At 72.5% G+C, this 20,047-nt stretch carries 19 protein-coding genes and 1 tRNA gene; 14 read left to right on the top strand and 6 right to left on the bottom strand.

What is annotated here, in order from left to right; translation table 11 throughout:
* Nucleotides 1-2: 2 nt before the first annotated feature.
* From EV378_RS18045 to EV378_RS18060, 4 genes are all read right to left on the bottom strand, one after another.
* Nucleotides 3-1,502, bottom strand: a complete 1,500-nt coding sequence (locus EV378_RS18045; protein ID WP_132426913.1) for a dynamin family protein — start codon at nucleotides 1,500-1,502, stop codon at nucleotides 3-5.
* Nucleotides 1,499-3,307, bottom strand: a complete 1,809-nt coding sequence (locus EV378_RS18050; RefSeq protein WP_132426915.1) for a dynamin family protein — start codon at nucleotides 3,305-3,307, stop codon at nucleotides 1,499-1,501. Before EV378_RS18050 ends, EV378_RS18045 begins: the two co-directional genes overlap by 4 nt.
* Before the next feature lie 160 nt (nucleotides 3,308-3,467).
* Complete coding sequence (locus EV378_RS18055) at nucleotides 3,468-4,262, bottom strand: IniB N-terminal domain-containing protein (RefSeq protein WP_243653531.1); 795 nt, start codon at nucleotides 4,260-4,262, stop codon at nucleotides 3,468-3,470.
* A 124-nt stretch (nucleotides 4,263-4,386) separates the two neighbouring features.
* On the bottom strand, nucleotides 4,387-5,202 hold the full coding sequence (locus tag EV378_RS18060) for a hypothetical protein (protein WP_132426919.1): 816 nt from the start codon (nucleotides 5,200-5,202) through the stop codon (nucleotides 4,387-4,389).
* A gap of 252 nt (nucleotides 5,203-5,454) precedes the next feature.
* Between EV378_RS18060 and EV378_RS18065 the strand changes: the two genes are divergently transcribed.
* The 10 genes from EV378_RS18065 (at nucleotide 5,455) to EV378_RS18110 (ending at nucleotide 15,459) form a co-directional block, all read left to right on the top strand.
* Nucleotides 5,455-7,284, top strand: a complete 1,830-nt coding sequence (locus EV378_RS18065) for an Hsp70 family protein (RefSeq protein ID WP_132426921.1) — start codon at nucleotides 5,455-5,457, stop codon at nucleotides 7,282-7,284.
* Nucleotides 7,285-7,759: 475 nt separating this feature from the next.
* The gene (locus EV378_RS18070; RefSeq protein WP_132426923.1) at nucleotides 7,760-8,137 is read left to right on the top strand and encodes a hypothetical protein; all 378 of its coding nucleotides are present in this window, start codon (nucleotides 7,760-7,762) and stop codon (nucleotides 8,135-8,137) included.
* 72 nt (nucleotides 8,138-8,209) lie between these two features.
* Entirely contained in the window at nucleotides 8,210-9,031 is an 822-nt protein-coding gene (locus tag EV378_RS18075) for a hypothetical protein (RefSeq protein WP_132426925.1), read from the top strand.
* A 6-nt stretch (nucleotides 9,032-9,037) separates the two neighbouring features.
* Nucleotides 9,038-9,772, top strand: a complete 735-nt coding sequence (locus EV378_RS18080; protein WP_132426927.1) for an alpha/beta fold hydrolase — start codon at nucleotides 9,038-9,040, stop codon at nucleotides 9,770-9,772.
* Nucleotides 9,773-9,824: 52 nt separating this feature from the next.
* Nucleotides 9,825-10,163 carry an MmcQ/YjbR family DNA-binding protein gene (locus EV378_RS18085; protein ID WP_132426929.1) on the top strand — a complete coding sequence of 113 codons (339 nt, stop codon included), beginning with the start codon at nucleotides 9,825-9,827 and terminating at the stop codon, nucleotides 10,161-10,163.
* 12 nt (nucleotides 10,164-10,175) lie between these two features.
* Nucleotides 10,176-11,141, top strand: a complete 966-nt coding sequence (locus EV378_RS18090) for a ketopantoate reductase family protein (protein ID WP_132426931.1) — start codon at nucleotides 10,176-10,178, stop codon at nucleotides 11,139-11,141.
* A 186-nt stretch (nucleotides 11,142-11,327) separates the two neighbouring features.
* Complete coding sequence (locus EV378_RS18095; protein WP_165922327.1) at nucleotides 11,328-12,212, top strand: hypothetical protein; 885 nt, start codon at nucleotides 11,328-11,330, stop codon at nucleotides 12,210-12,212.
* Between the two features lie 203 nt (nucleotides 12,213-12,415).
* Nucleotides 12,416-13,036: a pyridoxamine 5'-phosphate oxidase family protein gene (locus EV378_RS18100; RefSeq protein ID WP_279389637.1), complete on the top strand. Its 621-nt coding sequence runs from the start codon at nucleotides 12,416-12,418 to the stop codon at nucleotides 13,034-13,036.
* 84 nt (nucleotides 13,037-13,120) lie between these two features.
* On the top strand, nucleotides 13,121-14,080 hold the full coding sequence (locus tag EV378_RS18105) for an AraC family transcriptional regulator (protein WP_132426935.1): 960 nt from the start codon (nucleotides 13,121-13,123) through the stop codon (nucleotides 14,078-14,080).
* Between the two features lie 143 nt (nucleotides 14,081-14,223).
* Nucleotides 14,224-15,459 (top strand): cytochrome P450, encoded by a 1,236-nt coding sequence (locus EV378_RS18110; RefSeq protein WP_132426937.1) that lies wholly within the window; start codon nucleotides 14,224-14,226, stop codon nucleotides 15,457-15,459.
* Here EV378_RS18110 and EV378_RS18115 read toward each other — a convergent pair.
* Nucleotides 15,449-16,378, bottom strand: a complete 930-nt coding sequence (locus EV378_RS18115; RefSeq protein ID WP_132426939.1) for a LysR family transcriptional regulator — start codon at nucleotides 16,376-16,378, stop codon at nucleotides 15,449-15,451. The two genes, EV378_RS18110 and EV378_RS18115, sit on opposite strands and share 11 nt — an antisense overlap.
* Before the next feature lie 72 nt (nucleotides 16,379-16,450).
* On the opposite strand from EV378_RS18115, the gene EV378_RS18120 reads away from it, so the two are divergent.
* Nucleotides 16,451-16,786 (top strand): hypothetical protein, encoded by a 336-nt coding sequence (locus EV378_RS18120; protein ID WP_132426941.1) that lies wholly within the window; start codon nucleotides 16,451-16,453, stop codon nucleotides 16,784-16,786.
* A gap of 193 nt (nucleotides 16,787-16,979) precedes the next feature.
* Here the strand turns inward: EV378_RS18120 and EV378_RS18125 are convergent.
* Nucleotides 16,980-17,053, bottom strand: a tRNA-Gly gene (locus EV378_RS18125).
* Nucleotides 17,054-17,212: 159 nt separating this feature from the next.
* On the opposite strand from EV378_RS18125, the gene EV378_RS18130 reads away from it, so the two are divergent.
* The 3 genes from EV378_RS18130 to EV378_RS18140 are packed head-to-tail and all read left to right on the top strand — an operon-like array spanning nucleotide 17,213 to nucleotide 19,994.
* On the top strand, nucleotides 17,213-18,382 hold the full coding sequence (locus EV378_RS18130) for a UDP-N-acetylglucosamine 2-epimerase (protein WP_132426943.1): 1,170 nt from the start codon (nucleotides 17,213-17,215) through the stop codon (nucleotides 18,380-18,382).
* Between the two features lie 19 nt (nucleotides 18,383-18,401).
* A complete protein-coding gene (gene dcd / locus EV378_RS18135) occupies nucleotides 18,402-18,986 on the top strand; it encodes a dCTP deaminase (protein ID WP_132426945.1) in 585 nt (194 codons plus the stop codon).
* Nucleotides 18,987-19,037: 51 nt separating this feature from the next.
* Nucleotides 19,038-19,994: a hypothetical protein gene (locus EV378_RS18140; RefSeq protein WP_132426947.1), complete on the top strand. Its 957-nt coding sequence runs from the start codon at nucleotides 19,038-19,040 to the stop codon at nucleotides 19,992-19,994.
* Nucleotides 19,995-20,047 lie beyond the last annotated feature (53 nt).

The raw sequence follows: 20,047 nt of genomic DNA on the forward strand, positions 1-20,047 counted from the left end.
GGTCAGCGGTGGGCGGCGAGGATCCCCTCGCACGTGCGGACGACGACGCGAGCCGCGTCCGCGGCGGCGCGGCCGGTCAACGGGCTCTCCGCACGACGCTTCCAGCGGTGCAGCGCATCGCGCGCGGCGTCCCGCAGGTCGGCCGCGTCGGAGCCGCGATCGAGGCCCAGCCGGGCGGCGGCCGAGCCGCCGTCGCCACCCAGGAGGCGTTCCGCGTCGTCGGCCGCCTCGGCCGGGAACGTGATCGCGCCGCCGCGGAGGTTGGTGAGCGTCCGCAGCTCCACGAACTCGTGCGCGCCCGCCAGGATCCGTTCCACCTCGGCCCGCAGCGACGCGGTTGCCCGGCGCGGTTCCCGGCTCAGTACGAGGTCGACCGCGAGCAGCGCGGAGCGTGACTTGAGCAGGTCGCGGCGCTCGGCGAACTGGTTGGTCAGCACGGTCCGCAGCTCGTCCAGCCCGGAACGGCGGATCAGCTCCGTGGACAGTGTGGACGGATCGGTGACGCCCTGGCGGATCAGCGTCGTCGCCAGCCGCACGCCGAACAGCCCGAACCGCTCCAGCAGCGCGACCCGGGTGTCGGAGTCCGGACGATCCAGCTCGGCCCGGCCGAAGCGGTCCGCGGACAGCAGCATCGCCTCGACGTCCGAGCGGCTCAGCGCGGCCAGCTCGGTGAGCGCCTGGTACTCGTCCTGGCGCATCGTGCGGGCCGTCTCGGCCAGCAGCCCGGCCACCGCGACGACGGTCTGGCAGAGGCCGCGCAGCTTCTCGTCGCCGCGGTAGCGGCGCGCGATCCGCCGCGCCGAGCTGAGCGCGTCGAGCCTGCCGACACCGATCTCGTCGGCGCGGGAGAGCACGGCGATCGTGTTCACCGGCGTCGCGCGCGCCACGTCGCGGTCGTGGAACGACTCCAGGAACCGGACGTCGCCGGCGTGCAGGTGCCGCATCAGGTAGACGACGGCGTCGGCGGGCGACGGCGCGTCGTCCGGCACGAGGAACGCCCCCGCGCGGGCGGACGTGTCCACCGAGAGCGATCCGATGCCCGGTGTGTCGATCAGGTTCGTCGACCGCAGGCTCCGCGACGGCCAGTCGACGAGCAGCCGGTCCACCTGCTCCACCGGCACGCCCTGCAGGTCGAACGAGAGCGCGCCGCGGTGGCGGGAGATGGTCAGCGGCCGGGGCGGGCCCTGCCGGGGGAACATCTGCACGCGCGGCGACGGCGCGTCCTGGTACCAGGTGACGATCCGGGTGCACTCGCCGGCGTCGGTCGGCGCGATCTGCTCCCCGACCAGCGCGTTGAGCAGCGTCGACTTGCCCGCCTTGACCTTGCCGGCGATCGCCACCCGCAACGGCTCGGCGAACCGCTCCTCGTGGCGGCGCAGCCAACCGGCGGCCTGCGGGGAGTCGGCGTAGGCGTCGATCGTGCGGCGAAGCAGGTCGCGCACCGACGCCGTGAGGTCCGGTGCGGGGTCGTGACGGGGCAGGGTCCGGCTCGGACCGGTCATGTCGCCGCCACCTCGACGGTCAGCTTCCGCCCGCGCTCGGCCAGCGCCTCCACCCGCTCCAGCTCGGCCTTCAGGTCCGCGATGCGCTGCTGCCGGTCGGCGTCGCCCTTCACGGCGGTCTGGGCCGCTGCGACGGACTCGGCCAGCGACTTCGACAGCTCGTCGGCCAGCGTCGTGAAGTGGTCGCGCAGCTCCCGCTGGATCTGGCGCATGTTGTCCCGGGAGTCCTTGCCGATCTGGAACGTGGCCTCGTCGATGTGCTTGCGCACCGCGCCCTTCGCCTCGGCCTGGCGGCGCTGGACGAGCCGCTTTCGCTCGTCGCGCACGGTCTTGGCGCCGAACAGCAGACCGGCGCCGATCGAGAGCGGGTTGAGCAGCGCGAACCCGGCGACCGTGCTGGCCAGACCGATCATCAGCAGGCCGCCGTACCCGCCGCGCATGCCGACGAACAGCTTCTGCCCGACGCCGAAGTTCTCCCCGACCGGCAGCTCGACCGGGTCGACCTTCCCGGCCACCACGCCACCGGAGAGGCGCAGGTCCGGCAGCTGCACGTCGACGTCCTCTGCGAAGTGCTCGGCGACCTGCTCGGCCAGCCAGCGCGCCCGTTCGGTGGTCCAGACGAAGTTCTGCGCGACGGCCTGCGACACCTGCTTGTGGAACCACTCGGTGAACTGGTCCCAGATGTCGGCCGGGTCGGCGTCGTCGAGCAGCTGCTCGCCCTCGCGGGAGACGGTGCGCAGGCGGTCCCGCAGGTCGTACTCGATGTCCGCGACGAGGTCGTTGATCCCGTCGTTGAGCGTCGTCTGCCAGCGGGCCGAGCGCTGCTTGAGCGAGTCCACGCGCGCCTTCGCCCGCTCCAGCTCGTCGGTCAGTGCCTGGGCGCGGGCCGGGTCCTCCTGGCTGAGCAGCTCGGCGCGCATCGTCGCCGACAGCGACCCGCAGACCGTCAGCACGTCCTGGGCCACGGACGTCCGGTCCAGGTCGTCGGCACGGGCGACGACCTTGCGCAGCAGGAACCCGACGAGCTCCTGGAAGCCGGACTCGGCGACGAGCTCCATGTCCTGGGTGCGCGCCGCGTGCAGGCGCAGCGCCGAGGACACCGGGTAGATCGCGGTGTCGATCCGGGCCCTGGCCAGGTGGCCGTCGTCGAGCTCGACGATCCGGCGCCAGTGCGGGTAGAGGTCGGTCTTCGTGACGACGCACCCGACGTTCGGGCACAGCTTCATCGCCGCCTGGAGGAACTCGAGCTCCGGCGCCGTGTACTCCTGGGACGCGTCCGAGACGAGCACGACGGCGTCGGCCGTCGGCAGTGCGGACATCGTCGCGGCACCGTGCGCGGACCCGAGCCCGCCGACGCCGGGGGTGTCGACGAGCACGAGCCCGGTCGACAGCAGCTTGCGCGGGAGCGTCACCTCGGCGCGGGTGAGCCGCGCCTTGTTGCCCGGGTTGCCGGCCTCGGACACGTAGTCGGCGAGCCTCTCGACCGGCACCGACGTCGTCTCGGTGCGCTGGTGCTCCGGCCCGGTCTCGCGCACGAGCGTCACGGTCGTCTCCGGACCGTGCTTCACGAGCGTCGGGACGGCCGTGGCGATGTCGTCGTCCACCGGGCAGACCGTGGCGTTGACCAGCGCGTTCACCAGCTGGCTCTTGCCCTGCTTGAACTCCCCGACGATCAGCACCCGGACGTTCGGGTCGGCCAGGCGGGCCCGGGTGGCCTGCAGCCGCTGGGCGAGGTCGGGCCGTTGGTAGGCGGTGGTCGCCTTGAGTGCGAGGTCGACGAGATCGACCGCCTCCGGTACCGCCACGACTCGACGCCTCCCCCTTCTCCCCGTTCGCGACACAGACTGCCGGATGCCGGGCGCACGCTCGTTGTTACACCAGAAAGACCGGCCCCCTTCACCCCGGGTGGGTGAAGGGGGCCGGTAGGACGACCGCGTTACGGCGTCCGGGTGAGCACCCGCGCGATCAGAGCACCGGCAGGTGCAGATCCACGTTGTTGTGCGACAGCAGGTCGGTGTGGCTGTGGTTGTCGACGTCGGTGTGCACCGACGAGTCGGTGTCCGTGTTGTGCGAGTTGATCGTCTTGTCGATGTCGGTGGTCTCGGTGTGCGTCTTGTTGAACGAGTCGTTCGTCGACGAGTCCGCGGAGGAGTCGCCGTTCACCGAGAACGCGCTGCCGTCCTTGACGTTCACGTCGCGCACCGCGGAGCCCTCGCCGAACGCGGTCGTGTTGTCGTTGCCGTTCACGACGTGGTTGCCGTCGCCGACGACGTTGCCGTGGCCGGTGGTGATCGTCGAGTCCTTGATGTCGCCGCCCGCGGCCACCGCGCCGTCACCGGTGGCGTTCACCGAGTGGTTGTCGATGGTCTGGTTGAAGTCGCCACCGTGGGTGTCGATGTTCTGGTTCACGGACTGGTCGATGATCGTGTCGCGGTCGTCGATGTTGTTCGTGATGTAGTTGTTGGTGACGTACTTGTCCAGGTACTTCACGCCGGCGTCGTGGTCGGCGTGCGACGCGGGCGGGGGCGGCGGCGGGACGCTGGCGCCGGCCACGTGGTTGCCGCCGGTGTTGTAGTCGCGGTCGAAGCTGACGTGGTCGTTGTCCGAGGCCAGCACGATCGCGTCGTGCACCTGCTCCGGCGTGACGTTCTGCAGACCGCAGGCGCTCAGGGCGCCCTTCGGGTCGTCCTTGAACTCCTGCAGCTTCTCCGGGTCGCGGAGCAGGTCGAGGATGAACTGGAGCAGGGACTTGTCGGCCATGATGGTCGTCCTTCTTCCGGATGGTCACCGGGCGCGTCGGGGCCCGGGGAGATGTGTGGGGATCGGGAGCCGGGGCGGGTCGGGGGTCCGCCCCGGCGCCCGGGGTCTCGCGGTGGAGCGGGGATCAGCCGAAGTGCAGGCCGACGTCGTTGTGCGAACCGATGTCGGTGTGGCTGTGGTCGTCGACGGTCGTGTGGACCGAGCTGTCGTCGTGCTGGTTGTAGGAGTCGCGGGTCTCGCTGTACGAGTGCGACTCGGTCCAGGTCTTGTTGAACGAGTCGTTCGTGGACGAGTCGGCGGAGGAGTCGCCGTTCACCGAGAACGCGCTGCCCTTGTCGACCGTCACGCCCTTGACGGCGCTGCCGCTGCCGAACGCGGTGGTGTTGCCGTCGCCGTGGACGACCTGGTTGTCGTTGCCGACGACGTTGTCGTCGCCGGTGGTGATCGTCGAGCCCGTGATGTTTCCGCCGGCCGCGACGGAGCCGTCGCCGGTCGCGTTGACCGAGTTGTTGTCGATCGACTGCTCGAAGCTGCCGCCGCCGGTGTCGACGTTCTGGTTCACCGAGTGGTCGATGATCGTGTCGCGGTCGTCGACGTTGTTCGTGACGTGGTTGTCCGTCACGTGTTCGCGCCACTGCTCCGGGCCGGTGGTGTGCACGCCGACCTTGCCCCAGTCGATGCCGCCGTCGTGGCCGCCCCAGGTGGAGCCGAGCCAGTTCGAGCCGGTGTCGTAGTGGCGGTCGAAGCTGACCGTGTCGTTGTCCTGGAACAGGACGATCGCGTCGTGCACGTCCTCCGGGCTCAGGTGGCCCAGGCCGTACTCCTGCAGCGCCGCGTGCGGGTTCTGCTCGAAGTAGTCGCGCAGCTGGATGGCCTTGTCCTGGCCCTCGAGGCCGAGGAGCTCCCGGATGAAGTCAATCAGGGTCAGTTGCTCGCTCATCGGTGATCGTCTCCGGATCGGTGCGTCCCGTCCGTGGATCACGGCCGGTGTTGATGGGAAAGCTAGGAGCCGGGGGTCCGGGGGCCATCGGGGATCGCGCCGGGTTCCTACGGGGCCCCTAGGGGGATCGGCCCGGGTCCGGGTCACATGTCGGGAACCGGGCTAACGACTCCGCCCGCGGGATCGATGGGCCCTACGAGAGCCGCAGCGCCCAGCTCCCCGGGCGCGCGCCCGTACGAGGGGAACCACGTCATGTCGTACCTGCTCGGGATCGACCTGGGCACGACCTACACCGCCGCCGCCGTGCTGCGCACCCGAGGCGGTGAGGCCGTCGGCGAGCCCGAGATGGTCGGGCTCGGTGCCCACGGCTCCGAGATGCCGTCCGTCGTGCTCGACGGCGAGGACGGGTCGTTGCTCGTCGGTGACGCCGCCGAGCGCCGCGCGATGGTCGAGCCGGACCGGGTCGCCCGGGAGTTCAAGCGCCGGATCGGCGACCCCACCCCGGTCTCGCTCGGCACCGGCGCCCTGCCGGCCGAGGAGCTCGCCGCGACGGTCGTGCGGCACGTCGTCGACACCGCCGCCGCGCGCGAGGGCGGTATGCCGGAGCGGATCGCGCTAACCCACCCGGCGTCCTGGGGAGGGCACAAGCTGGAGCTGCTGCGCTCGGCGCTCGACCCGGCGCTGGAGGGTCTGGGCGCACCGCAGGTGGAGTTCCTGGCGGAGCCGCAGGCCGCGGCCGTCTGCTACGCCGCGGCCGAACGCGTCGAACCCGGCTCCACCATCGCCGTCTACGACCTCGGCGGCGGCACCTTCGACTCCGCCGTCGTCCGCAAGGACGCCCCCGGATCCGGCACCGGCGGCTTCACCCTGCTCGGACGCCCCGAAGGACTCGAGTTCCTCGGCGGCGTCGACTTCGACGAGGTCGTGTTCGAACACGTCCGCGCCGGAGCAGGCGACGCCTTCGCCGGCCTCGACGAGTCCGACCCCGCCGTCTGGGCCGCCGTCGCCCGCCTGCGCCGCGAATGCCGCGAAGCCAAGGAAGGCCTCTCCTCCGACACCGAGGTCTCCGTCCCCGTCTGGCTCGGCGGCGCCCAGACCGTCGTCCGCCTGCACCGCAGCGAGTTCGAAGAACTCATCGGCCCCCGCATCGAGGACTCCGTCGAGGCACTGCGCCGCGCCGTCGACTCCGCAGGCCTCGACCCCTCCGAACTGTCCTCGGTCCTGCTCGTCGGCGGCTCCTCACGGATCCCGCTGGTCGCCCAGACCGTCTCCGAACGCCTCGACCGCCCGGTCGCCGTCGACGCCGACCCGAAGAACGCCATCGCCAAGGGCGCCGCACTCGCCATGCTCCCGCGGCACGCGGCGTCGTGGCCGGCGGTCGAGGTGCCGGTCCAGCGGGCCGTGCCGGAGGAGTCCGACGTCGAGCGCACCGGCCCGATCGAGACCGTCGCGCTGTCCTTCCAGGACGCCCCGACCGAGCGGTTCGCCGCTGTCGCGCTGCTCGAGCCGGCGACGCGCATCGCCGCCGCTCCCGTCCGTCCGGGCTTCACGGGCACGTCGTCGTACGTCACGCAGGACACCGGCCCGCAGCGCGGCACCGACAACCGCGCCCGCTGGCTGGTCGGCGCGGGTGGACTGGCCGGAGCGCTCGCGATCGTCGCGGCCGTGCTGCTCTGGCCGACTGCCGCCGTGACGCTGGACGGCGCCAGCGCGCGCTCGATCGTGCCGGACACGGGCGCCGCTCCGACGACGAGTGCTCCCCCGGCTCCTGCCGCTCCGGCGGCCCCGTCGACCGAGCCCCACCAGGGGGCGACGACGAACCGCGCCACGGACCCGACGAAGCGCCCTGCCGCTCCGGCTCCGGCCGTGATCCCGCCGGTTGCGCCCGCGCCGGCCGCTCCGAAGGCCCCGACGGCTCCGGCGGCACCCGCGCCGGTCGTCAAGGACCCGGTGAAGGTCCCGCCGAAGGACGACACGTCCAAGGAGCCGACGACGCCGGTCGACCCCTGCAAGCCCACCGACGGGTCGACGCCTCCGGCGTCGTGCACGGCGACCCCGCCTGCACCGGCGGCCGGGTCCTGATCGGTCCCCACCGCCCGGATCCCGACAATCCGGACGGCATGATGTGACGCGTCGGGGTCGGTGCGGATCGGGAGCCCCCGCACCGCCCCGACCCTTCCTCCCAGGGCCTACCGCCCGGGGCCGGCCGCGCCTCTTGATCGGCTGGAGTGGTCGGATCGCGCCACTGGTGGCGTGTCCTGACCGGTCCCGCTGATCATGGCTGGGCGTTCGTGCGGCCCACCTTCGCGCACCACTCCGGTGATCGGCAGGAGTGTCTGGATCGCGCCGTTGGTGGCGCGTTCTGACCGTTTCCGCCGATCGTGAGCGGGCGGGATCGCGGGGACGCCGGGGCGGGTGTCGTCAAGGTGGGTTCCGTGTGACCCACAACGGGTGACAACGGCGTATTTCCGCACCTGAGACGTGGTACACCGGAAGCACACGTTCGAGCAGACGAGGGGGAACCGCGGTGGCGCGGTGGGCAGGAACGGTCATCGGTATGGCGGCACTGGCGCTGGGGTTCGCGTACCTCGCGTTCGGGTGGCCGGTACTGATCGTCGGCGGGCCGTTGTTCGTCGGTGTGGTGGCGACGTTGGTCGTGCTTCTCGTGACCGAACGGCCGCGGCGCGCGCTGCGGGACCGTCGCGACGGCCGGACCGTGCAGACCCCGTGGCGCACGGCGGCCGAGCGCGGCGAGACGTCGACAACGGGTCTGATGAGCGGCTTCTTCGAGCTCAGCCCGCAGGACCGGGTCCCGCCGATCGGCGACTACCGGATCCCCGCACAGGCGGGCGCGCCGGAGGACGCCGACACCCCGTCGGCGCCGTGGAGCCGCATCGCCCGGATCGCGCGGACGGGTCGCCCGGCGGGCGTCTGATCCCATCCGTGACAATCACGGGGTGCGCAGGCCGGGGTCGGACCGCTCCCGACGTGGGGGGACCGTCCCGTGGTGATCGGCATGCTGTTCGCGGTCGTCGCGATGGTGTTCAACTGCCTCGCTGCGATCCTGCAGTCCGACGCGGCCGGTCAGGTCACCCGGACGTCGGCGGTGCTCGCCCGTCCGCGGTTCGTGGCGGGCCTCGGCGTCGACGTGCTGGCCTACACCTGCGTGGTCATCGCGCTGCAGCACCTTCCGGTGTTCGCCGTGCAGGCGACGGTCGCCGGCGCGATCGCGCTGACCGCGTTGTACGCCCGGTTCGTGAAGCTGGAGATGCTCCGGCCGGTCCACCGGGTCGCGATCGGCGCGAGCATGGTCGGCCTCGTGCTCGTCGCGCTCAGCGCTGGCAGTGACAAGGGCGCCCGCTACGGCAGCCCGACCACGACGATCGTCGTGATGGCGCTCGCGGCGTTGACGCTCGTGATCCTCACCGCCGCGACGCGACGGGTGTGGAAGCCGTGGCCGTCCGGGATCATGGCCGGGCTCGGTCTCGGCGGCGGGTCCGTCTGCGTCCGCGCCATGCAGCTCGAGCCGGGCAACATCATCGTCGCGCTGCTGACCGAGCCGCTCGTGTACATCCTGATCGCGCTGTGGGCGACCGGCCTCTACAACTACGCGCGGGCGCTGCGGCTCGGCGACGTCGCCACGGTCACGGCGCTGTACATGGTCACCCAGGTGATCGTGCCGGGCATCGTCGGGATCGTGCTGCTCGGCGACCGGGTCCGCGACGGGTGGGTGCCGGTCGCCGTGATCGGCCTGCTGATGGCCGTCTACGGCGTGCTCGTGCTGGCCAGGCGCAAACCCGTGCGGCGGAAGCCCGCGCGGGTAACCTGACGACCCGTGCCGCAGCTCGAACGCCCCGGCGTCTCCCTGTACTACGAGGACCACCGGCCGTCGTCGCCCGCCTCGGACGTCCCGATCCTGCTGATCGCGCCCGGCGGGATGCGATCGACGGTCGACTTCTGGCAGCACGCGCCCTGGAACCCGGTCACCCACCTCTCCGAGCGCTACCGCGTGATCGCCATGGACCAGCGCAACGCCGGTTCCTCGGTCGCCGACGTGCACGGCACCGACGGATGGTCGAGCTGGACCACCGACCAGCTCGCAGTGCTCGACCATCTCGGCGTCGACGAGTTCGCCGTGCTCGGCATGTGCATCGGCGGCTCCTACATCGCGAGCCTGCTGGCCACCGCACCGCAGCGGATCCGGGCGGCCGTGACGCTCCAGCCGATCGGCCGCGACGGCAACCAGGAGCGGTTCGACGGGATGGTCGACGACTGGGCCGCCGAGCTCGCCCCTGCGCACCCGGAGGCGACGGAGGCCGACTGGGCGGGGCTGCGCACGAACCTGTTCGGTGGCGGCGGGGTCCTGTTCAGCGTGCCCGACGAGGCGCTGGCCCACGTCACGACGCCGTGGCTGGTGCTGATGGGCGGCGACGAGGCACATCCGGAGTCGGCGTCCCGTCGTCTCGCGGAGCTGGCTCCCGGCGTCACGCTCGTCGAACGGTGGAAGGCGCCGGAGTACGTCGAGGCCGGACGACGAGCCGTCGACGGGTTCCTGGCCGAGCACCTCTGAGCGGATCCGTTTCGTTCACGACACCGCACGCGGGCCGGTCCAGGATGGACCCATGCCGACGTGGGATGACGTGGTCCGGATCGCGACCGCACTGCCGGAGGTCGAGGAGTCGACGTCCTACGGGACGCCGTCGTTGAAGGTCCGCAGGAAGGGCTTCGCGCGCCTGCGGACCGAGGCCGAGGGCGGGCTCATGGTCAGGTGCCCGATGGAGGAGAAGGAGGCGCTGCTCGCCTCCGGCGACCCCGCGTTCTACACGACCCCGCACTACGACGGGTACGGCTCCATCCTCATCGACCTCGACCGGATCGACGAGCAACGGCTCACCGAGCTGATCGAGGACGCGTGGCGTGGCAGTGCCCCGGTGACCGTGATCCGGAAGTTCGACGCCTGACAGGCTGGCCCCGTGCGCTACGTGGTGATCGGTGCGGGGGCCGTCGGCGGGACGATCGGGGTGCGGCTGCACGAGGCGGGGCGCGACGTGGTGCTCGTCGCCCGCGGACCGCACCTGGCCGCCATCCGCGAGCACGGGCTGCGGTTCGACGACCCGGAGCGCTCCCGGACCGTGCGGGTACCGGTCGCCGGGACCGTCGCCGAGGTCGCGCCGGGCGCGGGCGACGTCGTCGTGCTGGCCGTGAAGAGCCAGGACACGGCCGCGGTCCTCGACGAGCTCGCCCCCGGCGTGCCGGTGGTCTGCGCCCAGAACGGGGTCGCGAACGAGCGGGAGGCCCACGGGCGCGGCTTCCCGACGCAGGCGATGCTCGTCATCCTGCCCGCCGAGCACTACGAGCCGGGCGTCGTCGTCGCGTCGTCGGTGCCGGTGCCGGGCGTGCTGGACGTCGGCACCCACCCCACCGGTACGGACGAGCTGAGCGAGAAGATCGCCGCCGACCTCACCGCGGCCGGGTTCTCGTCGCGGGCCGATCCGCACGTGATGGACGCGAAGTACGGCAAGCTCCTGACGAACCTGGCGAACGCGGCGGACGCGATCTGCGGCGCGGACGATCCGGCGTTCGACGAGGTCGCCGCCGCGGCCCGCGCCGAAGGCGCCGACTGTCTGGCCGCGGCCGGGGTCGCGGTCCGCCCGGACGAGGACGACCGGGTCCGCCGTGAGGGCGTGATCACCGAGTCACCGGTCGGCGGGCTGGAGCGCCGCGGCTCGTCGATGTGGCAGAGCCTGCGACGCGGGACCGGCCGGACCGAGGCCGCGTTCCTGAACGGCGAGGTCGTCGCGCTCGGGGCGGTCCATGGTGTCCCGACGCCGGTGAACGCCGAGCTGCTCCGCGTCGTGACGGAGATGGGCGAGGCGGGCGAGCCGCCCGCGTCCCGCGACGGCGCCGGCCTGCTCGCCGCGGCGACGGCCGGCGGCTGACCGCAGCCGTCCCGGCCCGTGGCATGCGGCGATTCGCCGCAGCGCACTAGCCCGTTACGCCGTCCCCAACTCTGATGAACTACGCCGTTCGGTCCAGCTCGGCCGATAACGACACCCCGTTCCGACCTCGATGAACGGGCATGCGGCCGGAACCGGAGGCCGCGCGTCGTCGGGGAGTGGTCGGGAATGGGCGAACGGTGCCGGTGCGGGGCGGATCTCCTGCCCGGACTGCACTTCTGCGTGGGGTGCGGGGCGGACCTCGCGGTCGCGGCGCGTCCGGCGGCGATGGCCGTGGGGCGCGGACCCGCTCCGTCGGCACCGGTGTGGGGTCCCGTCCCGCGCGGTGCGGCTCCGTCGTACCCGCCGGTCCCGGTGTCGCAGCCGACGACGCTGCGTCCGGCTCCGGTGCCGGCTCCTGCCTCGTACGCGCCGTTCCAGCCCGCCCCCGTCCCGTACGCGCCGGTCCAGTACGTCCCGGTCCCGCAGGCCGTGGCCCCCACGGCCCGGGCCTGGTCGCCCGCTCCGTGGCTGGTCGCGCTGTCCGTCGTGCTCGTTGTGCTGCTGTCCGCGGGCGCCGTGCTGGTGACGCTGCGCCCCGCGCTCGTGTTGGGCGACGCGTCGCCCACCGTCGTCCCGGCGGCCGCCGCACCGACCGGCGCCTCGGGTGCGCAGCCGTTCCTGCCCGCCGTCGCGCCGTCGGCGTCCGACGAGCTCCGGGACCAGGTCGAGCAGGACCGCGTCCGGGTCGAGTCGACGACCGGGTGGTGGGTCCCGCAGCTGTCGTCGAAGAAGTCCGGCACGGTCGACGGCGGCGTGCGCTACGACGACGCGGCGATCCTCGGTCACTACCGCGGCCTGGCCGCCCAGTACCCAGGTGCGGCCCTGCTGTACTCCGGGGACTGGCCGGTGTTCAGAGGAGGCGACTACTGGGTCGTGGTCGTCGCGCAGCCGTTCTCCACCGCCGCCCAGGCCAACGCCTGGTGCGACGCGCAGGGCTTCGGTTCCGACGACTGTTTCGCCAAGAGCCTCTCCCACTCCGGTGGCCCGACCGGCACGACGGTGCACCGGTGACCGCCCCGATCGTGCACGCGTAATGGACATCGGCCCGGCCTGGATCCTCGTGGCGGTCGTCAGCACGTCCTGTTCCTGGCCTACGCCCGGGTCGGTGTGACCGCGCCGTCGCGACCCGGTGACCCGCCCACCGTCCGGATCCCGGTCGTCGGAAGCCCCGGAATGCCGCTGACGACGGTCGCCGCGCGATCTACCGTCGTAGTGTGGACACCGACACCGAGATCCGCACCGTCGCCGACCTGGAGGCCCTGACCGGCACGCCGATGCCGTCGGCGATCCGGAAGGAACGTGACCGGCTCCTCGACGTCCACCGCGAATGGCTCGCTGTCTCGCCGTTCTGCCTGCTCGCGACGAGCGGAGCGGACGGGACGTGCGACGTGTCACCGAAGGGCGACCCGCCCGGTTTCGCCCTCGCCGTCGACGAGCACACGCTCTCCGTCCCGGAGCGGCCCGGCAACGGACGTGTGGACGGCTGGCGCAACGTGCTGGAGAACCCGCACGTCGGGCTGATCTTCCTGGTGCCGGGCCGCACGGACACGCTGCGGGTGAACGGTCGCGCTCGGCTCGTGCGCGACGCCCCGTACTTCGACGCGATGGCGGTGCGGAACCGACGCCCGATCCTGGCCATGGAGGTCGACGTGGCACAGGTGTTCTTCCACTGCCCGAAGGCGTTCATGCGCTCGAAGCTGTGGGACCACGGGAGCTGGCCGGAGGACACGCTGCCCTCGATCGCCCGGATCGCGAAGCAGCTCGCCCGTCAGGACGAGCCGCTGGAGCAGATCGAGGCCTACTACGGCCCGTCGTACGCGGAGAAGCTGTACTGACGCCGTACCGAAGCGCGGAACGCCGCACTTGACGGGCGGCGTACGGCCGGGATTCTGAGGAGCACCTCGACGAGGAGGTCGCCCGTGCCCGGTCTGACGTTGAGTACCCGCGACCCGGACGAGGCGGGCGCGATCTGCGGCGACGTCTACTACCCGCACCGGCTCGACGTCCGCCACGACCGGACGCGGTTCCACATGTCGCTGTCCGCGGCGACGCTCGGCTCCGTGTCGGCCGGCATCCTCGGCTACTCCGGCGAGGTCGCGATCCAGACCGGCGAGCTGGAGACCGGCTACGAGATCAACGTCCCGTTGACCGGCCATCTGCACACCTGGATCGGCGCCGACGAGGTGTGCGCGACGCCGACGACGGCCGCCCTCTACCCGCCGGACCGTCCCGCGCGGCTGCACGGATGGGCCGACGGCGGCGGGCTGTTCGGGATGAAGATCGAGCGATCGGCGCTGGAGGACCGTCTGCGCGAGCTCACCGACGGGCGCGCGTCCGGCCCCGTGCGGCTCGGCGGTTCCCTCGACCTGACCGAGGGCCCCGGGCGGCAATGGTGGGCGCTGGCCAGGTCGCTCGTCGATCTCACGGCCGACCCGGACGGCCCGCTGACCCGGCCGATCGTCGCCCGCCCGCTGGCCGACGCGCTGGTCAGCCTGCTCCTGCACGTCGCCGACCACCCGCACCGCGACCTGGTGCACGCCCGGCCGCCGCTGCCGCGCCCGTCGACGATCCAGGCGGCCCTGGACCTGATCGAGGCCGAACCCGAGCGTGCGTGGACGGTGCCGGAGATCGCCGAGCAGGTGGGGCTGTCGACCCGCGGGCTCCAGCACGGGTTCGCCCGGCACGTCGGGCGGACACCGACGGCCGAGCTGCGGCGGATCCGGCTGGACCGTGCCCGTGCCGACCTGCGGGGCGCCGACCCGGCCCGGCAGACGGTCGCCGCCGTCGCGGCCCGGTGGGGGTTCGCCCACCTCGGCCGGTTCGCGGCGGACTACCGGCGACGCCACGGCACGTCGCCCTCGGAGGACCTGCGGGCCTGACGGCGCGGCCACCGGCACGCGTGGCCGGCGGTCCTGCGCACCCCGGACACGGTCGCTGCGCACAGCGGATCGACCGTGACCGCCGTCACTCCTAGCGTCGGTCCACAACCGAGACGCACCGTCCCACCACGCCGGGAGTACCGATGACCGCGACCGATCCGGCCACCGCCGAGTTCGACTTCAACCCGCTCGTCTCCCCGCACCGCGAGGACCCGCACCTGTTCTACCGGGCGGCGCGGGCGCGCCCGTTGCAGATGAGCCCGACGCTCGGCGCCTACATGGTGACCCGCTACGAGGACCTGGTCGCGGTGATCGACGACCCGGACACGTTCTCCTCCGCCGTGGCCGTTCCGAAGATCATGTCCAACGCGCCGGAGGTCGTCGAGATCCTGCGTGAGGGCGGCGTGCCGGAGACGAACGCCGTCGTGAACGACGACGAGCCGGAGCACACCCCGAAGCGCAGGGTGTTCGACGCCGGGTTCACCGGTGCGCGTGTGCGGGCGATGCTCCCGACGATGCACGAGACGGCCGAGCAGCTGATCGACGCGTTCGAGCCGGGCCGGGCCGATCTCGTCGCGGACTACGCGATCCCGTTCGTGCAGCGGGTGATCAGCGCGATCATCGGGTTCCCGCCGGAGGACACGCAGCAGATCCAGCAGTGGACCGACGACCAGAACACGCTCTGGAACCCGCTCGCGCCGCTGGAGGACCAGAAGGCGGCCGCGACGCGGTTCGTCGACTACACCCGCTACATGCAGGCCCTGATCGACGACCGGCGCGCCAACCCGCGCGACGACCTGCTGTCCGACATGGTGCACGGCGCGAACGGCTATCCCGGCGTCCCGGACGAATACACGCACACGGCCGTCCGCGGGGCGGCCCGGGTCGCCGGCTTCGACACCACCCGCGACGCGATCACCTCGACCGTGCTGGCCGTGCTGCAGAACCCGGACATCCGCGACCGGGTGCTCGCCGACCCGGTGAAGATGATCCCGCGGGCCACCGAGGAGGTGCTGCGCCGTGACGCGCCGCACCGGGGGCTGTTCCGGATCGCGACGCGTGACACCGAGCTGAACGGCGTCCCGTTGAAGGCGGGCAGCATGCTCCTGCTGCTGTTCGGGTCGGGCAACCGCGACGAGTCCGTGTTCCCGGACCCGGACGCGGTCGACCTGGACCGCCAGAACGTGCGCGACCACCTGGCGTTCGGGCGCGGCATCCACGTGTGCCCCGGCAAGCCGATGGCGCTCGCCGAGATCCGGGTCGCGCTGGAGCACCTGTTCAGGCGCCTGCCCGACCTGCGCCTGGCCGACGGGTTCGAGCCGGTCTACATCGCGAGCTACTTCTTCCGCGGGCTGGAGCGCCTCGACGTCACGTGGTGACGGGCTCGGCCACCGCCCGTCCGGCGGCCGCGGCCAGCGCGGACAGGCCCAGACCGATCGCCCGCTGGGAGCCGCTGCCCCGCCGGATGCAGGTCAGCAGACGACGGCGGGGCGCGGCCGGGTCGGCGAGCGGGACCCGGACGGCGTTCAGGCCCTCCGGGATCCGCACGAGCCGCGGGACCAGCGCGACGCCGAGTCCGTGACCGACGAGCGCGGCGGTGGCGGCCCACTCCCTCGCCTCGTGGGCGACGGTCGGGCGGAACCCCGCCTGCGTGCACGCGAGGAGCGCGAGCTCGTGCTGGTCGCAGCTGTCCGGAGCGGGCAGGATCCACGGCTCGTGCGCGGCCCTGTCGAGCGTGACGTCCGGTTCGCCCACCAGGGGGTGACCGGCCGGCACCAGGAGGTCCTGTGGCACCTCCAGCAGGTGGTCCTGCTCGAACCGCGGGTCGTCCGTGGGTGGGCAGTCCCGGTTCGGGACGAACACGGCGACGTCCAGCTCCCCGGAGAGCACGTGCTCGAACGCGTCCGTCGTCTCGACCTCGCTGATCCGGACCCGCATCCGGGGCTCGGAACGGGTGAGATCGGCCACGGCCGGGGCCACCACCATGTCCAGGCTGGAGGGGATCCCACCCACGGCGAGCGCCCCGGGCGGTTGGTCGGCCTCGTCGAGGAGCTCGGCGCGGGCGTTCTCCCAGCGCTCGGCGATCTCGTCGGCGTGCCGGAGCAACGCGTGCGCCGCGGGGCTCAACCGCACCCCGCGCCCGTCGGGAACCAGCAGGTCAACCCCGACGTCCCGGGCCAGCGTGCGTAGCTGCTGGGAGACGGCGGACGGGGTCAGGTGCAGCAGGCGGGCCGCCGCGGTGACCGTCCCGACCTGGTCCACGACGCGCAGCACCTGCACCCGGCGAAGGTCGATCATGTAGATATTCTGCACGGTCAGGTCGAAAAACGTGTGATGGACCTCCACGGTTTCTCGGCGAACCATGGTGACGTGACATCGATTCGCCTCCGCCTCGCCCTTCTCGTGACCCCGGCCGCCCTCGTCATCGGGCTCGTCCGGCCCGCCGCCCTGCTCGCCCTGCTCCTGCTGACCGTGTTCGCCGCGGCCGTGGCCCGACTCGGGCTGTGGTTGCTCGGCAGCGAGGACCCGAGGGGTTCCGACGTGCAGGCCGTCGGCGCGGCCGCCGTCGTGTTCACCGCGGCCGTCACCGTCGCCGCGATCCTGCTCGTGCTGGGCCCGGCGAGCGTCCCGGTGCTGGCGGTGCTGGCCGTCGCGACGGCGGCGGGCGTCGCCGTGCGGCTGCGGCCGGTGCCACCGGCGATCTGACCGCGAGGCGTCACCACTCTTGATGACGCCGTTCGTCGTTTCGCTGAGCGGGTGAACGGTTGTCGAGGGCTCCCGGAGATCGATTCCGGGTGGTGTCCGTGGCCGGCCGGGAGCCTCCGGAACGATCTCCGGTGGTAGCTGCCACATCGGCCCAGCTCCGGTGTGGACACGGTCTGACCTGGGCCGTTACGTCTGGAGCGGATGACGGGAATCGAACCCGCGTATTCAGCTTGGGAAGCTGATGTTCTACCATTGAACTACATCCGCAGCGTGCGTCACGACTCTAGCACCCTGCTCCGGACGGTCGTCGACGCCAGGTGTGGTGATCCGGGCCGTTGTCCACCTGGCGACAATTGCTCGACGCGCGCGACGGATCCGGGCCACACTCGCGGTCGTCGGTCAGCTCCCCGGCCGGAAGGACAGGCGATGACCACTGAGTTCGACCTCTCGATGCTGGGCGGTTCGCCGGACCACGAGCACGACATCCTTCTGATCGCCGGGAGCCGCCCCGAGGTGGCGCGCCTGGCACCGGTCGCGACGGCCGTCGCGAAGGCCGACCGGTTCCGTGCGATCACGGTGGCGACCGGAGCCGACCCGATGTCCGTGGACGAGGCGTTCGACGCGTTCGGCGTGCCCACCGACATCACACTCCTGCTGCCGTTCGAGACCGGGCCCGGCCTCGCTGACGTCGCCGCCGCCCTGCTGACCCGCCTGGACCGGCTGATGGTCGACCAGGACCCGTCCGCGGTCCTGATCCACGGAGGCGGGGTCGCGGCGTCGATCGCCGCGACGGTCGCGTTCTGGCGGCGCATCCCGGTCGTCCACATGCAGGCCGGGATGGGTACCGACGATCTGCTGTGCCCGTTCCCGCAGGAGGCCCACCGTCGGGTGATCGGCCAGCTCGCGTCGCTGTTCCTGACGACGAGTGGTGCGGCACTCGGCAGCCCGCTCGGCCCGAACGTGCTGACCATCGGCGACACCGTGCACGGGCTGCCTGCGCCGGAGGACCCCCGGTGCGCCGACGTGCTGGCCCGCATCCGACCGGAGAACCGGCGGCTGGTGCTGGTCGATCTGGCCCGCCCGTCGTCGCACGACGCGCTGGCCGGGCTCGCCGGGCTGCTCGAGCGGTTCGACGACATCGAGGTCGTGATCTCCGGCGATCTCGCCTCCGACCAGCTGGCGCTCGACCTCGGCCGTCATCCGCGGGTGGTCCTCACCCCGGCGCCCGAGCTCGCGGACCTGCTCGTCACGCTCGCGGCCGCGTCCGTGCTGATCTCCGACGACACGGACCTGGTCGGCGACGCGCCCGGCCTCGGCACGGCGGCGGTCCTGGTGGACGGCCCGAACGTGCCCCAGCCCGGCGATTCGATCCGGTCGATCGGCGGCTCGTCCGTGCTCGCGGACGTGACCCGGATCCTGGAGGGCGACCACGGCCGCCGCCCGGCACCCTCGGACGGGGCCGAGGCGCAGCGTGCCGAGCAGGCCGTGGCCTGGATGTTCGGTCTCTGCCGGTCCCCGCACCTCGACGACGAGGCCGACCACGTCGACCCGGACACGGCGGCCCGCAAGGTGGACACCGGGTCGACGGAGGCCTGAGCACCGCTAGGGTGATCGGGTGCTGCTGTCCGACGGCGACCTGCGCAAGGAGATCGAAGCGGGCCGGCTGGTGATCGATCCCTGGGATCCGGGGATGGTCCAGCCGTCGAGCGTGGACGTCCGGCTGGACCGGTTCTTCCGCGTGTTCATGAACTCCCGCTACACCCACATCGACCCCTCCGAGCAGCAGGACGAGCTGACCACCCCGGTCGAGCCCGAGGACGACGAGCCGTTCGTCCTGCACCCGGGCGAGTTCGTGCTCGGATCGACGTTCGAGTCCGTCGGCCTGCCCGACGACCTCGCCGGTCGATTGGAAGGAAAATCGAGTCTCGGCCGTCTCGGCCTGCTCACGCACTCCACCGCCGGCTTCATCGATCCGGGCTTCGAGGGCCACATCACGCTGGAGCTGTCGAACGTCGCGAACCTGCCGATCACCCTCTGGCCCGGGATGAAGATCGGCCAGCTGTGCCTGTTCCGGCTGTCCAGCCCGGCCGAGAAGCCGTACGGCAGCGAAGGCGTCGGATCGCGGTACCAGGGTCAGCGGGGCCCGACGCCGTCCCGCGCGTTCCGTAACTTCCACCGGATCGACACCCGGCGCGGCTGAGCTCGCGAACTGCGGCCGGTGGGGCCGCCGGCCGCAGTACGCTGGCCGGCGATGGAGCCCCAGGAGCGTCCCGACCCGCCGTCGAACCTGCCTGCGGTCCCGGGTCGCGGCCCCGACGCGGGCCCGCCCGGTCCCGACCCGTGGGCGTCCGGACGGCGTCGCGACCCGGGGCAGGGCGGGGTCCCGTCGTGGGCCCGCCGGTTCCGTCCGCGCTCGCTGAAGGCCGCCGTCGGGCTGGGTCTCCTCGGTGCGGCCGTGCTGCTGTACCCGTTCGCGGCGGCGTCGTCGCAGGACGACAACTACGCCTGGTGGCTCCCGCTCGGGCTCGGCGTCGGCGTGCTGGCGTTGATCACGCTGTTCCGCCTGGACCGGGTCATGTTCGGCTGGGCGCCGCACGTGGGTGGGGTGGTGCTGGTCGGCACGCTCGTCTGGCAGACGAGCCTCAACCCGTGGGCGTGGGGTCTGGCCGCGGGGGTCGGCGTCGCGCTGGCGGGGCTGCTGCTCCTGCCCCGGTGGCAGGTGCTGGCCGTGGGGGCGGTGCTGCTCGTCGTGGCCGGGATCGGGTACCAGTTCCGGTCCGCGGAGCTCACCGAACAACGGGCTCAACTGGACACCCAGGCCGGCGAGCAGATGCGCACCGTCCTCGGCGTGACACGCCCCCAGCTCGCGGTCGTCAGCCTCGACAACGGTGTGCTCGACAACGACCAGGAGCGCATCTGCCGGATCCTCCAGGACCCAGCTGTGGACCAACTCCGCGCCGCGACCGGCGGTGCCGACTGCGCGGACGCGGTGGCGCGACTGCACGGCCGGGCCGCGGGCGTGGGAATCGCGGCGACACAGCCCGACCGTCAGGCTGATCCCACGGTGGCTCCCGGACAGACGACGACGGTCGACGCCTGTTCGACGCTGTGGGCGGCCTCTGCCGGGCCCGGACTCGGCCGAGTCCAGCTGGTGCGGACGGACGCGCCGCAGCAGCGCTTCCAGGTGACGGGCTTCGCCGCCTGCTGAGGCGGCACCGCGCGACACGAGGGCCGGCCCGCCGAACGGCGGACCGGCCCTCG

It is taken from the genome of Pseudonocardia endophytica (assembly GCF_004339565.1).
Classification (GTDB): domain Bacteria; phylum Actinomycetota; class Actinomycetes; order Mycobacteriales; family Pseudonocardiaceae; genus Pseudonocardia; species Pseudonocardia endophytica.

Coding starts and splice junctions, on each gene's coding strand:
- EV378_RS18130 (WP_132426943.1), top strand. CDS start 17,213: ATGACCACTGAGTTCGACCTCTCGATGCTGGGCGGTTCGCCGGACCAC.
- EV378_RS18095 (WP_165922327.1), top strand. CDS start 11,328: ATGGGCGAACGGTGCCGGTGCGGGGCGGATCTCCTGCCCGGACTGCAC.
- EV378_RS18085 (WP_132426929.1), top strand. CDS start 9,825: ATGCCGACGTGGGATGACGTGGTCCGGATCGCGACCGCACTGCCGGAG.
- EV378_RS18070 (WP_132426923.1), top strand. CDS start 7,760: ATGGCGGCACTGGCGCTGGGGTTCGCGTACCTCGCGTTCGGGTGGCCG.
- EV378_RS18055 (WP_243653531.1), bottom strand. CDS start 4,262: ATGGCCGACAAGTCCCTGCTCCAGTTCATCCTCGACCTGCTCCGCGAC.
- EV378_RS18115 (WP_132426939.1), bottom strand. CDS start 16,378: ATGATCGACCTTCGCCGGGTGCAGGTGCTGCGCGTCGTGGACCAGGTC.
- EV378_RS18065 (WP_132426921.1), top strand. CDS start 5,455: ATGTCGTACCTGCTCGGGATCGACCTGGGCACGACCTACACCGCCGCC.
- EV378_RS18140 (WP_132426947.1), top strand. CDS start 19,038: ATGGAGCCCCAGGAGCGTCCCGACCCGCCGTCGAACCTGCCTGCGGTC.
- EV378_RS18045 (WP_132426913.1), bottom strand. CDS start 1,502: ATGACCGGTCCGAGCCGGACCCTGCCCCGTCACGACCCCGCACCGGAC.
- EV378_RS18060 (WP_132426919.1), bottom strand. CDS start 5,202: ATGAGCGAGCAACTGACCCTGATTGACTTCATCCGGGAGCTCCTCGGC.
- EV378_RS18110 (WP_132426937.1), top strand. CDS start 14,224: ATGACCGCGACCGATCCGGCCACCGCCGAGTTCGACTTCAACCCGCTC.